The sequence below is a fragment of the Streptomyces odonnellii genome (assembly GCF_000981895.1).
Lineage (GTDB): Bacteria > Actinomycetota > Actinomycetes > Streptomycetales > Streptomycetaceae > Streptomyces > Streptomyces odonnellii.
Genome location: NZ_LATD01000243.1, coordinates 1 through 13,163 on the forward strand (window position 1 = coordinate 1; position 13,163 = coordinate 13,163).

8 protein-coding genes and 3 pseudogenes are annotated in these 13,163 nt (G+C 69.5%); 2 read left to right on the plus strand and 9 right to left on the minus strand.

The features are described from left to right. The 3 genes and pseudogenes from WH07_RS22295 to WH07_RS22305 all read right to left on the minus strand — a co-directional run. Window positions 1-741 (minus strand): annotated as a pseudogene (locus WH07_RS22295) (site-specific integrase); the annotation flags it as partial. A gap of 296 nt (window positions 742-1,037) precedes the next feature. Then, window positions 1,038-1,961: a recombinase family protein gene (locus WH07_RS22300; protein WP_046502886.1), complete on the minus strand. Its 924-nt coding sequence runs from the start codon at window positions 1,959-1,961 to the stop codon at window positions 1,038-1,040. Between the two features lie 174 nt (window positions 1,962-2,135). Beyond that, on the minus strand, window positions 2,136-2,516 hold the full coding sequence (locus tag WH07_RS22305; RefSeq protein ID WP_046502888.1) for a MerR family transcriptional regulator: 381 nt from the start codon (window positions 2,514-2,516) through the stop codon (window positions 2,136-2,138). A gap of 149 nt (window positions 2,517-2,665) precedes the next feature. Between WH07_RS22305 and WH07_RS22310 the strand changes: the two genes are divergently transcribed. Next, a complete protein-coding gene (locus WH07_RS22310; RefSeq protein ID WP_046502891.1) occupies window positions 2,666-3,751 on the plus strand; it encodes an amidohydrolase family protein in 1,086 nt (361 codons plus the stop codon). Window positions 3,752-3,766: 15 nt separating this feature from the next. Continuing rightward, the gene (locus tag WH07_RS22315) at window positions 3,767-4,705 is read left to right on the plus strand and encodes an alpha/beta hydrolase family protein (RefSeq protein ID WP_046502893.1); all 939 of its coding nucleotides are present in this window, start codon (window positions 3,767-3,769) and stop codon (window positions 4,703-4,705) included. Window positions 4,706-4,901: 196 nt separating this feature from the next. Here WH07_RS22315 and WH07_RS22320 read toward each other — a convergent pair. The 6 genes and pseudogenes from WH07_RS22320 to WH07_RS22345 all read right to left on the minus strand — a co-directional run. Next, a pseudogene (locus WH07_RS22320) lies at window positions 4,902-5,168 on the minus strand (Tn3 family transposase); the annotation flags it as partial. A 497-nt stretch (window positions 5,169-5,665) separates the two neighbouring features. Next, entirely contained in the window at window positions 5,666-8,263 is a 2,598-nt protein-coding gene (locus tag WH07_RS40440; RefSeq protein WP_052744524.1) for a tyrosine-type recombinase/integrase, read from the minus strand. Window positions 8,264-8,378: 115 nt separating this feature from the next. Then, entirely contained in the window at window positions 8,379-9,134 is a 756-nt protein-coding gene (locus tag WH07_RS22335; RefSeq protein WP_232789013.1) for a tyrosine-type recombinase/integrase, read from the minus strand. Beyond that, window positions 9,016-9,630, minus strand: a complete 615-nt coding sequence (locus tag WH07_RS41305; RefSeq protein WP_232789014.1) for a hypothetical protein — start codon at window positions 9,628-9,630, stop codon at window positions 9,016-9,018. Before WH07_RS41305 ends, WH07_RS22335 begins: the two co-directional genes overlap by 119 nt. 155 nt (window positions 9,631-9,785) lie before the next feature. Beyond that, window positions 9,786-12,666: pseudogene (locus tag WH07_RS22340) on the minus strand (Tn3 family transposase); the annotation flags it as partial. A 102-nt stretch (window positions 12,667-12,768) separates the two neighbouring features. Continuing rightward, window positions 12,769-13,050: a hypothetical protein gene (locus tag WH07_RS22345; RefSeq protein WP_046502900.1), complete on the minus strand. Its 282-nt coding sequence runs from the start codon at window positions 13,048-13,050 to the stop codon at window positions 12,769-12,771. Window positions 13,051-13,163 lie beyond the last annotated feature (113 nt).

Genomic DNA, 13,163 nt, shown 5'->3' on the forward strand with positions numbered 1-13,163 from the left:
GGGCGGCGAGCCCTTCTTGGCCTTGCCGAACCGGACCTGGCAGCGGCCGTACTCGCCGAACTCGCCGCCGTGCGGGTTGCGGCCGAAGTCGGCGGCGTCGAGCATCCGTGTCTCGTTGCGGCGCGTCCCGAAGGCGTAGGCGGTCTTGAACAGCGTCGCGTCGCGGAAGGCGGGCAGCCAGCCCTTGCGGCCGAAGGCCCTGATGCGGGCGACCTCGTCGTCGCAGTGGGCGAAGAAGGCGTGCAGCTCGGCCTTGGTGAACGCGCGTTTCGTGGCGTCCGCCTCGTTGTCCTGGACGTGTACCGCGGTGTTCCACTCGTGCACCACCTGAACCGGGTGGGTCCCGAACCGCTCCTCGCAAGTGGCTGTCCACTCGTAGAGCGGATCGGTGATGAAGTGGCAGAACGCCCGTACGGCCTCCGAGTACGAGCGGATCGTGGAGCGCTTCAGGTCCCGCAGGGAGCGCAGGTCACCGAGCCATTCGTCGACCATCGCCGGTGTCCAGAGCCAGGGGTAGGTGTTCACGTAGGCAGCGAACGCCTTGACCGTGTTTTCCCGGCCCTCGACAGTCGTTCGGGCCAGATTCCGGGCGAGCTGCTGGTTGGCGAACCCGGTCAGCATCGCTGTGAAGACCTGTTCCTCGGGCCGCAGCAAGGCGACCCCGTCGACCAGATGCAGCCCGGCCGCCCCCGGTATCGACCCGTTGAACCCCACCGATCCACCACCCTCCGCGACTCGCATCAGATGCGAGAAAACCGCATCCTATGCGACTCATCAGCAGAGTCCCAGGCCAGCCCTCTACGTGGACCGCGATGATGTCCGAGACGCGGGTATCGTCACTTCCCGAGACCACGCTCAGGTCCGCAGGTACGCAGCGCGATTGCCCTTGCTTCTCCGGGAGATTCACCGACTGTCGCGGGTTCGCATCCGATGCAATTGGCGGCGGTTGGAACAGCGGTACAGCGGTTAACGCTAAGCCGGTGATCATGGCTCTGCCCTAGGGGAGCATCGGTTACAGCGGTTGGCGCCGAGAACGATCATGGCCCCGGTGTGAGCGTGTCGACGCGGCTCTCGTACTCGCGGCGTGCCTTGCGCTGGGCGGGGATCGCGGGGAGGCCGTGGCCGCCGTCGAGCGGTTGGCAGCGGGCGAGGAACTGGCGGTGCACGGCGGTGACGGCGGTGACGCGCAGGGTGTAGCCCTGGCCGCGCCGTACGGTCACCCCCTGGTTGAGCGCGGCCCGCTCGACGGGATCCAGCTCGGCGGAGCGGAGGAAGTCGGCGACCTTGCCCGGCATGTCGAGGGTGACCGGCAGCTCCGGCGTCGGAACGCCTTCGGCGGCAGCGGTGTGGTCGGGCAGGAGGTCGGCGACGGCTGTGCGGATCGCGCCGCGGCTGACGCCGTGGTCGCGGGCGAGGGCGGCGATCGAGCGGCCCTCCAGGTACGCGGCGCGGACCGTCTCAGCCTTGTCGACCGTGACGGCGGGGCGGCGTCCGCCCCTGTTGCCCTTGGCTTCGGCGGCGCGCAGTCCGTCGTAGGTCAGTTCCCGCTGGAGGTCGCGTTGGAGTTCGCCAGCGGCGGCGAGAGTCTGCACCATGAACTTCACGGTGGACAGCAGCTCACCGGTGCGCGGGTGGCGGGCGGTGAGGTCCATGGCGGAGAACGCGCCGTCGTGGATGCGCAGGGCGAGACGACCCTGGTGGAGGACTTCGAGGACGTCGAGGATGTGCTGGTTGCCGCGCACGAGGCGGAACATCTCGGAGATGTGCACGGTGTCGCCCGGCCGCGCGTAGGTGAGCAGTTCGCCGAACTTCGGGCGCTGGAGCGGGTGGAGACGGCTGGAGGTGCCAGGGTCCTCCTCGAAGACGACCGGGTCCTCGATCCCGGCCTCGTCCAGGACGAGGTTCTGCCGGGCGGTCGACTGCTGGTCGGTCGAGACCCGCTTGTACACCAGGTTCGCCACTCGGGGCCCCTTCCGTACGGAGGAATGAACCCTATTTGTCGTTAAACCCTGTCAGCAATCACCACCGGATCTGATTGGATTCGGGCCGCCGTGAATCCCCGGATTGCACGGGTTCATTGGACGCCCGTCGCGCCTGTCGTCATTCGATCGTTTGACGACACATCGGGCGCAGGTCTACGTATCCGTATCCCGTGGACAGGGCATGCCTGTGTTCATGTTGGACGAGGCGCCGTCGATGACGGCGCCAAGCCTGTCCCGGGCCTGGGTGAGGTCCGCGATGCGCCGGTCAAGGTGGTCTCGTTCCGCGGCCAGGCGCTGCAGGAGTTTCGGGGTGGCCTTGCCGTCGATGACACAGGATGTCAGCTCGGCGATGGCCTTGCTGCTCAGCCCGGCGGCGTAGAGCTGCCGGATGAGGCGGATCCGGTCGACAGCCGTCTCCGCGTAGTGGCGCTGACCGCTGGGGCTGCGCTCGGCGGTGAGCAGGTTCTGCTCCTCGTAGTACCGCAGGGCCCGGGTGGTGACCCCGGCGCGCTCGGCAAGCTCACCGATCCGCATCCCACTCCCTCCGGGTGACCTGCGTCACACGTACTTGCCCTTCACGTCAACGTCAAGTTCTACGATAGCCCATGAGCCCGTTACCGGACGAATGATCCCGGTAAATCACTTTTCGGGTCGAGGTAAACGCTGAATGGACGGATATGGCTATGAATGAGGACACTGCGACGGCGAGGCGGGTGATCGGCGTCGAGGAGCACGCGTGGACCCCGGAACTGCGCCGCGCCCTCCTGCGGTGGGGCGGGGATGCGACCGTCAACAAGATGAGCAGCCGGGGAGAGGTGAACCTGCGCCTGCTCGACGTCGGCGAGGAACGTCTGAGCCGCATGGACGCCAGCGGCGTGGACATGGAGGTCCTGTCCATCACCACGCCCGGCACCCAGCCACTGTCGGCGCAGGTCGCCGTCCCGATCGCCCGGGAGGCCAACGACGTACTGGCCGACGCGGTGCGCCGCCACCCCGACCGCTTCGCGGCCTTCGCCACACTGCCCATGTCCGATCCGCAGGCCGCCGCCGCGGAACTCGAACGGGCGGTCACCGGCCTCGGCCACGTCGGGGCGATGCTCTTCCCGCGCACCGGCGAGACCTTCCTGGACCACGCCAGCTTCCGGCCCGTCTTCGAAGCCGCCGCCCACCTCGGTATACCCCTGTACATCCACCCGGCCATGCCGCCCCGAACGCTCGTCGAAGCCGCCTACAGCGGCTTCGACGAGATGACGGGCCTGCTGCTGTCCACCGGAGGCTGGGGATGGCACTCCGAGGCCGGCCTGGCGACGCTGCGCCTGATCCTGGCGGGGACCCTGGACCGGCACCCGGATCTGCAGATCATCCTCGGCCACTGGGGCGAGATGCTCGTCCCCTTCGCCGACCGCGCAGACCTGCTCAGCAGCGCTGCCCCCCACCTGCAGCGCCGCGTCCTGGACTACATCACCGGCAACCTCGCCGTCACCGCCGGCGGCCTCTACAGCCACCGCATGCTCAGCGCGGCCGTGGACGTCCTGGGCCCCGACCGGGTCATGTTCGGAGCCGACTCCCCCTACGGCGCACCCACGACGGCAGGCAACAGCCGGCAGCACCGAGGTATGGGTGGCGTCGACTCGCGCGGCGCCTTTGGCGGCCCGGGAGGCGCCCGCGCCTTCGTCGACCACGCCCCGCTCGACCAGCAGGGCCGGGACAAGCTCGGCCACCTCAACGCCGAGCGCATCCTGCGCCTCCCCCGTCCCGTTACCGCCTGAAAGGCTGACACACGCATGACCACGCATCCCACCACCGGTCTCACCGGCCCCGCCCCTGCCACGACGGTGTCCGTCAAGCCGCTCGTGCTGAGCGCGCCGCATCGCGGCGAGGACCTGCACGTCCGCGTCACCGCCCCCACCACGGGCACGAACCTGCCGGTCGTGCTCTTCGCGCACGGATTCGGCTCCGATCTGGACGGCTACGCCCCGCTGGTCGAGCACTGGGCCGCCGGCGGCTTCACCGTCGTCCAGACCACCCACCTGGACTCTAAGCGGCTCGCCCTGCCCGCCGACGACCCCCGCCGGCCCCAGATGTGGCGCCACCGCGTCCAGGACATGCGGCGCATCCTCGACGCACTGCCCACCCTGGAGGCAGGCGTGCCGGGCCTGAAGGGCCGCGTCGACCACGGCCGCATCGTCGCCGCCGGCCACTCCTTCGGCGGCCAGACGGCCGGCATCCTGGTCGGCCTGCGCGTCACGGACCCGGACACCGGCACCGCCGAGGACCTGTCCGATGCCCGGGTCATGGCCAGCATCCAACTGGCCACCGCCGGCAAGGGCGGCGACGAACTGACCCCCTTCGCCCACGACAACCTCCCCTGGCTGCGCGACCAGGACTTCTCCCACATCACCGCCCCAGGCCTCGTCGTCGCCGGCGACAAGGACGACCTCCCTCTCACCACCCGAGGCCCGGTCTGGACGACCGACCCCTACACCCTCAGCCACGGCAACAAGAGCCTCCTGACGGTCCATGGCGGCGAACACTTCCTCGGCGGCATCTCCGGCTACCAGGCAGCCGAGACCACTGACGAGAACCCCGCCCGTGTCGCCCTCGTCCAGCAGGCCACCCTCGCCTACCTGCGCCACATCACCGGAATCGACTCCACCGACTGGAGGAGCGCCCGAGAGGCCCTAGCAGGCAGCCACCCGTTGGGGCGCCTGGAAACCAAGTGACCCCGCCACCCGCAGCCGCGTCGCCGCAGTAGGCCCAGCCGACGACCGCGACCCGGCTGCTCACCCCCGCCTGATGGCCGGATCGCCATCGAGGAGGGACTCCCGGAAGCCGCCGTCCAGGCGGAGGAGGCCTGTGCGCTCGCCGCCCGGCTGCGGGCCGAGATCGAGGGCGCCGCGTAGAAGTCGGCCAGCCCGCCTACTCCTCGGCCTCGTCGTCCTCGTCCAGTTCCGGCGCGTCCGGGTCGCGCAGCGGGCGCAGGGCGCCGACGGCTGGGGTGGAGGCGGTGAAGCTGTAGCGGCCGAGCAGGTTCAGGTTCCTGTGCTTGAGCGGGGACAGGCGTGCGATGTCCTCGTCGCGGATCTCGTGGCCCTCGGCGCGGAGCTGGGCGACGGCGGCGTCGATGTACTTCGTCGTCCACAGCACGATGGCGTTGAGGACCAGGCCGAGCGCGCCGAGCTGGTCTTATCCGAACTAGCCCATCCGACGGCCCGGCAGGGGTCTGCGCGGGTCGAGTCACTGAAAGTAATTGTCTGAAATCGTGGAGCCCTGGAGTGTCCGGGCGTGTCGGGCGCCGCTGCGTTCTGCACGGTCACCTGTGACAAGGCGCCCGGGACCAGGCGACAATCCCGCATATGGATGACGCGTTCACACTCCTTCGGCAGGCCGTTGACGTACTGCCGGAGGACGCCATGGCAGAGAACGGCCAGACGGTTGGAGATGTTCGCAAGGAGATCGAGCTCCAGGAGTGGGAGATGGCGCTCGATGTGCTCATCGAGATCGCGGATGTCCATCCGGTATCCATCACCTTCTGGGAGATGCTCTCCGAGGCTGCCCGGCAGATGATGCTCGACCGCAGCCGCCGTTGGTGCGAGTGGCGGGGCTGGGAAGCCAAACACGGCACGATCCGTGCCACCTTGACCCTTCTGGGAGCCGACGAGGGCGGACGCCAGAGTGCCTTCTCAGGGGACGGCCAGCTCAGACCGCTGTGGGACATCGGTCACCGCACCGCAGACGGACAGCAAGATCTGAACATCGCGCGGCTCTGGGTGGAGTTCGAGCCGCAGCTTGGCCCTGGAGAGACAGCCGACGTTCGCCTGGCTCCCCTGCAGCCCGAGCAATGGCAGCATCTGAAGCCTGGTGACGTGATCACCATGCACGAGGCCCAACTGGCCGCTGGCATCGCCGAAATCATCGAGGTCCTGCCGCCTCGCGCCTGAGACCAGGGCAGCCAGGGGCGAAGGGCCCGTGGTCGGACGGCTGTCAGCCGCTGTCAGAGCTGCCGGTGAGTCGGCCGGCGCTGGTGCGGAAGTCGGGCATGCCGAGCTGGACTGTGGTGTGCCGGGCTGCGAGGTCGCGCATGGCGGCGAGCTTCTGCTCGGCGGCGGCGAGGCTGGCCTCGATCGCGGCGACCTCGCCGAGCCAGCCTTGTTCCTTGGCCTCCTGGAGCCGGTCGAGCAGGTTCGCGTGGATCTCCTCCAGGCGGGGCCTCTGCCCGGGATCTGGTCGTAGGACGGGGCATCTGATGCAAGCGTGCTCATGGACGCAGGGAGTTCCGAAGTCGCGTGCGCAGACGCCCAGCGCCACCTTGCGCAGCTCGAAGTGGGCCAGGAAGTCCTGCCACTCCTGCGCGGTGGGCTCGCGGTACTCCTCGCTGGGCCGCAGCGACCGGCGGCGGGCGATGAAGGACCGGTGGTGGTTGATGACGTCCTCGGGGTAGATCGCGGCATATCCGAGTGTCGTGTCGACCATCCGGTGGCCGCAGATGCGGGCGGCGATGTGCGGGGGCAGACCGGAGCGGCGTCGGTCACGAAGATTCTGCGGAAGTCGTGCGGCGTGTACCGCAGTTGCTCGTTGGCGGGCCCGGTCAGTCCGCTCGCGGAGAGGGCGTCGTTGAGGCAGGTGTAGATGTAGTTGCGCGGGATCGCTCGGTCCTCCGGGCCGCAGCGGCGCTGGAAGAGGAACGGCATCGGTGCACTCCAGAGCCTTTCCAGACTGTCGTAGGCGGCGACCAGGGGCATGGCCTGCTGCCCGCGCCGGACGCGGTGGATGATCGCTGTCAGCACCTCTCCGAGTTCTGGCGAGACCAGCAGCAGCCGCTCCTGGTCGAGCTTGGACGGGGCGACTTGCAACATGGGCACGATCTCGCCGGTGGTGGGCAGCTGGTAGGCGACGAAGCTGTGGTGGGTGAGCTCCAGTGCTTCCTCGATGCGCATGCCGGTGTGGCGGAGGACCTCGACGATGGCCCAGGCCCAGAACGCGCGTTCTTCCTCGACGGTCAGGTCCCGGCGCCGGCCGGTGGCTGGGTCGTCGGCGTAGACGCGGGACGACACCCCGGCCCGGCGGAGGAGGGTCTCGCCCGCCGGGGTGGTGAAGGAGGCTCCGGCCGTGGTCTCGCGTCCGGTGGCGAGACGCGTCTGGGCGTCCTTGAGCTGGCGCTCGACGGCTTTGACCAGGGCGGGGAGTGCGGGCAGGAGGGTGCGGGTGCGCTGGTCCATGGCCGCTTTGCGGCGGGCGCGGTTCTTGCTGTGGTCGGTGTCGCTGTCGCGGACCGGGCAGGGAGCGACCCACGGGCCCCACCGTGCCGGTTCTTCGGCGGCCCAGCGGGCGAGATCCTGGTAGAACGCCCGGACCCAGCTGAAGACGGTGTGCGCGTTGACCCGCGGCCGGATGGGGATGCCGTGACGGTCGCGGACCATGCGGACGCGTTCCCGCCAGGCCGTGACGGTATCGGCGTGCAGCCGCAACGAGTCGATCCCGGGGTGGTGTTTCTCCAGGTCACGCCAGAACAGTCCGGCGAGCGAGCGGGCCATGTCCTCGAGCGTGGTGTAGTCGACGTCCACCGCGCGCTCGGTGAGGTAGTCGACCAGGAGGTCGCGTATCGCGGTGCAGGTAATGCCCTGCCGGTCGACCAGGGCCGCCGGTGTCAACTGTCCCGGCAGCATCACCGTCTTCAGCCGGGCGGGGGCGTCGGGGCCGAAGGCACCGAGCCCTGCGAGGAGTTGGTAGAAGAGGTGCTTGCCGTGGTAGCCGTTGGTCTGGTGCTCGCCGATGGCGTGCTGCAGCTCGACGCAGTCGCCGATGGTGACGTCGTGAACGGTGCCGCTCTTGCGGGTCACGATCCAGGTGACGCGGTTGAGGGCGTTGTTGCAGTCGTTGGCCCCCGTGTGGCCGGTGGCCGTGTACCGGTCCTTGAGCGCCGCGAAACCGTGGGGATCGGTGACGCTACGGATGTGCGCCAGCAGTTGAGAAGGGCGCTGCCGGAGCAGCCACCGGTAGGCGGGGCGTACGACTTGTCCGCCCAGCAGCGGGATCATGCCGCAGCACAGATCGGCACGGTCGTACTTGCGCGCCCGCTGGTGCTCGGCGAGCCACTGCATCGGCAGCCGCGGCCACTCCCGCCCGGCCTCCTCGGCTCCGCTGGCCGTCCAGCGTTCCTGCCAGGTGCGGCCGGGCTGGTCCTCCAGCCAGTCGAGCAGCTTGATCAGACCGCGGCGGCGCGTGCGCTGGTTGGTGTCCGTGTCCGAGGTGAACGGCAGCGCGAGCGTGCGCTCCAGCACCTTCTCGCGCGATTCCTCCGTCTGCCACCAGGACGTCGGTACTTCCTCTCCTGGCCAGGAGGCAAGGGAGCGTGGCGAACAGGTGCGGAAGGGCGGGCGGTCACTGTCTCGGTGGTCATGCCGGGCCTCCGCCGAGGGCGGCCGGGCCGAGCAGTGTCTGGAGGACCTCGGAACGGTAGCCCGGGGCGGGCATCACCGGCTTGACCGGCTCCGCAGCCTGCCGGGCGTGGTGAGCCAGTACGTTCGCGACGACCTCGCCCTCGGCGGGTTCGAGGTACTGCTCCGTGGTGCTGATGTGGAGATGCCCGAGGACCCATTGGACGTCGGTGAGCGAGAGCTTGGGGTCGCGCACCATCCTCTTCGCCGCGCTGTGCCGCAGGTCATGCAGGGTCCAGTTCGCCCCCAAGGTCTCGTTGGCCCGGGTGAACACCATGCGGGCCGCGTCGTAGCTCAACGGCCTGATCGGACGCCGCAGAGTCCACCACAGAGGCTCGTCCGGCCCGTCGAGAGGTTGCGGGCGGATCTGCTGCTGGTAGAGACGCAACCAAACGAACGCGTCGCTGGAGGCGGGAATCCACTGCAGAGCCCGGGAGCCCTTGCGGATGACGCCGATGGTCTGGTCACCGGGGCTGACCCGGTCCCGGCTGACGCCGAGGAGCTCCGAGGCGCGCGGGCCGGCCGAGATGTAGAAGGCGACCAGCGCGCGGTCGCGGTGCGAGGGAAGAGCCGCGAACAGCTCGTTGAATGCCTGGTCAGGGATACCGCGCGGGGGTTCGCCGGGGTTCCTTCGGCTGGTAGGGAGCCCGGCGAGTGGGGTGCCGATAGGCGTGCATCGGGTTGTGGTGGGCGTTGAGGTGCTCGTCCTCGGCACGCTTGGTCTTCGGGAACGGGTTGAGCAGCGGCCGTCCGTGCATGTCGCGGTGGTACTCGTAGAAGCTGCGGACCACCGCCCGCGCGTGCCGCCGGGTGCGGGACGCGTAGTTCTCACCCGCGTACCGCTTGCCGGTCACCGGGTTGACCGACCCAGGCGCCGGAGCATCCGGCCGTCGAGGCCGCGGTGGCTTCTTGACCAGCCTCAGCCACAGCGCGAAGTCCCGGGCCTCCGCACGACTTGCCCGGTCCCACGGCACGTCGACGGCCCACAAGAACCGGAACCAGGCCAGCAGTTCGTACGCGTACGAACGGAGCGAAGCTGGACTGTCGTCGTCAGCGAGCATGTCGAGCAGGAACTCGCTGACCGCCGACACCTCGACGCCGTCCCCGTCGAGCAGCCGGAACGGCAGGGCCGGGTCGCCGGTCTCCTCGACCCGGCCGACCCTCGGCACCGCAAGTGCTGTGACATCCCGTAGCTCCGTACGTTCCTGCACCTGATCCTCCACGAGCCGCTGTGGTCTCCAACGACTCGTGATGACAGCACATGAGGACGGTCGTACGGGAAGGCTTCGCGGGGAGTGCGCTGGGCCGACCGGCCGATCTCGTCACCGTGCGTCGAACTCCGGGGACGCTCCACCTCACCCCTCGGTAGTTCGGTCAACAGGTCCTCCATACCGTCCCGGTACGCCTGGTGGATGGTGCCGCCCTTGCCGTGGCACACGTCGCGGGCGAGCTTGTGGCGGGACTCCTGCACGGTGAGCTGCCGGTTCATCTGGCGGCGGTATGTGTCGTCCACCGGGTCGACCACGCGCAGCAGGTGCTCAGTCTTCGCGATCCGCCCGTACTCGGCGAACGCCGCCCCCAGCGGGGTCGGGCGGCCGTCGCGGCCGAACATGCGCAACAGTCGTAGGCGCGGACCTGGTTGGTGACCAGGGAACCGGCGACCTTCAGCATGTCCGGCCAGTGCGTGATCACCTTGTTCAGGTTGACCCGTTGCGGGCCAGGTCCTCCACCGGGCCGTACGTGCCGGTCTCGACACCGGGCATGGTGGCCCGCCAGAACCGCTGGTCGTCCAGGTCGCGGAAGCGGGGGCTGAAGTTGTAGCCGAGGATCTTGAACAGGCCGAAAACCATGTCGGAGTACGAGGCGTTGTCGGTCGCCACCATCTCCGGCTTGACCCCGCCATCCAGGTTCAGCAGAGCATCCAGGATGTGCAGGGAGTCGCGCGGGGTGCCGGGGACGACCATCTGCCCGATGCCCGCGACCTGGTCGTTGACGGCGTTGAGTCAGGTGATGCCGCGTTTGAACCCGAAGTACTTCGGTGACGGGGCGGCGCTGATGGTGCGCACCGGCACCTGGAAGCGCAGCCCGTCCGCCGAGGCGAGCTGCCCCTCGCCCCAGAACTGCACGATCGGGATGTCGGCCTGGGCGGCGATGAGCCGCGCGTTCGCGGCCGCGATGGTGTCGGCGCGCAGGTAGTACTGGTCGACGTGCACGAGCCGGGCCCGGGTCAGGGCCTCGTAGCCGGGACTGACCACCGGGGTCAGGCCGATGTTGCACGCTTCCGAAACGAGCAGCGCGACCATGGAGGTGGGCAGGTCCCTCGTCCGGGTGGTGCCATCGCCGAGGTGCACGAAGGCGTCGAGGAAGCCGGTCCAGGCGTTCACCTCGAAGAGCAAGTCCGGCAGATCGATCTTCGGGAGCATCTTGTCGACCCGCTTGCGCAGCCAGGTCAGGGACTTGGGCTCGCGGAGCGCGCCGAGCTTGTCGACGTTCAGCTTCACTCGTCCGTCGTCCTGCACCTCGATGGACACCTTGGCCGTCGGCCCCGCTTCCTGAAGGCGTTCGGCGAGCTGCTTCCATCCGGCGTCCAGGCCGCGCACCAGCTCCGCCAGGTGCTCAGTGACGGGCATGTCCAGGCTCAGCCCGGCCAGCACGTCCTCCTCGACCGCGTCCCAGTCCGGGCCCTCCAGGAGGCGGGCGCGCGGGTTGGACCAGCGGTGCGAGGGCGAGGCGAAGACGTCGCGGTTGTTCAGGGCCCGGTGCAGCTGCTCCAGCACGCACACCACGTACGCGTCCCGGTCCACCGCGCCCTGCGGCAGATCGGGGTTGGCGTACACCGCCTTGCGCCAGGCTGGCGGCACGAGCTTGTCGTCCACCTCGCGCGGCAGCAGGGGCTTGACCCCCGTCTTCCGCCGCGCCAGCGCCGGCAACCCCCGCACCCCGGTCAGGACCCGCTTCCCGGCGCTCGCCGCGTCGAGCGCCTTCGACTCGCCCAGCAGCGCGAGGAACGGGCGGACCGTGGCGTACCGGGTCGCCAGCGCTGCCCGCATCGCGACGTCGGCCGTGTTCTCGTCCTCGGGCACCAGGGTCACCACGGTGGCCGCCGCGCTCATCACCGCGGCGCGCGGGGCTACCTCTTCCACCGCTGCCCACAGCGTGGCCACGTCCAGGTCCGTGTCCTGCTCCTCGACAAGCTCCAACTCCTCGAACAGCACCTTCGCCGCCCGCGCGAGCACCCGTGACGCCTTCTCCAGCTGAGGCAGCGTCGACAGCCGCTCCTTCTCCGTCCTGCGTTTCGCGGCGTTCAGCAGCCGGGTGGCCATCAGGACCTGGAACAGGTCCAGGGCCTCGTCGATGGCCTTCGCCTCCAGGTGCCGCATCACCGCGGTGAGCATCGCCGTGCGCTTGGGTTCCGCCGCGCGTTCCAGCAGCGGCGCCTTCGACCCCAGCGCGTACCGGGCCAAGGCAGCCATTCGGTTCGGCGGGATCTGCGACAGCCTCAGCCGCCCGAGCCGGTACGCGCCGATCTCGTCCACCCGCTCCAGCGCGCGGGCGAACGCCGTCCCCGTCGTCCGCGTCGGCGGCCGACGCAGCCGCTCCAGCTCCGAGAACCGCGCCCCCTCCGGCGTCTTCAACGTCGCCACCAGATGCCCGGGCAGCGCCGGATCAGCCCGGCGGGCCGCGCCCGCGACCGTGGCGTGCAGCCGCTTCTCCGCGACCTTCCGCGCCTCCGACACCTGCCGAGCCAGCACGCTCACCCCGGGCAGCAGCACCCGGTGACGGCGCAGCCGGCCCACCGCCTGATTGAACAACGCCACCGGCCCCTCGGCGTGCGTCCACGCGCGCCCGTGCAGGAACGTCCGGAACCGGCGCGACCACTCCGCATCCTCGTACTCGCGGTACTCGTAGGCGTCCCGGATCTCCCACGCGTGCTCGTACGGCGTCGGCTTGCGCTCGGTGTACCGCTTCACGCACGAGACGTCCTCGATGCCCAGCTGCGCGGCCAGGTGCTCGACAACGACCCACGGCACGTCCAGCGGGTCGTCCGGGAGGAACCGGCCGATGTAGCGCACGGTGCACATCTGGAGAGCGAACCCGAGCCGGCTGTGGTCCCCGCGCCGCTTCGCGATCAGCTTGCGGTCCTCGTCGTCCAGGAAGAAGAACCGCTCCAGCTCCGACCGGGTCGGCTCCTCGTTGAACTTGCCGTACGACGCTGCCTGCTCATCGGTCAGGAACTCCACTGGCATGGACGCGAAGCTATCGGCGCCCGCACGCGCTCAGGGATCTTCCGCCGAACCTCGCCGCCGGGCCTGCCGCCCGTGGTAGAGGCCATGATCACCGGCTTGGCGTTAACCGCTGTACCGCTGTTCCCCGAGGCCGTAATCGACCGGGTCGTCCCACGTGTCGAAGAGATACCGGCCGCCGACCTGACGTGCGCCTGTGGCCGGGTCAAAGCGCAGCGGGATGTACTTGTGCCGCATGCCGGGGCGGACGTCCATGGTGCGCCGTTCGGTCTCCACCATGTCGACCAGGCGCTGCATGGGGATGCCGTCGGGGAGGGCGAAGTCCGAGGTGAAGGCCGCCTCAGCAGCGACGGGACCGGTCTCGTAGCCACGAATGTCGATGTCCATGATCGGTTCCTCTGCTCCCGCTCTCCCAGCGTACCCACGCGGGTACGGGAATGCCCTCGGACGTCCGGGCCGTTGGCCAAGGCATGAGCCAGCACCCAGCCCCCGTGCCCGCC

What these genes read in the sequence shown, in the direction of transcription:
- WH07_RS22315 (WP_046502893.1), top strand. Translation starts at nt 3,767, where the DNA reads ATGACCACGCATCCCACCACCGGTCTCACCGGCCCCGCCCCTGCCACG.
- WH07_RS22310 (WP_046502891.1), top strand. Translation starts at nt 2,666, where the DNA reads ATGAATGAGGACACTGCGACGGCGAGGCGGGTGATCGGCGTCGAGGAG.
- WH07_RS22305 (WP_046502888.1), bottom strand. Translation starts at nt 2,516, where the DNA reads ATGCGGATCGGTGAGCTTGCCGAGCGCGCCGGGGTCACCACCCGGGCC.
- WH07_RS22345 (WP_046502900.1), bottom strand. Translation starts at nt 13,050, where the DNA reads ATGGACATCGACATTCGTGGCTACGAGACCGGTCCCGTCGCTGCTGAG.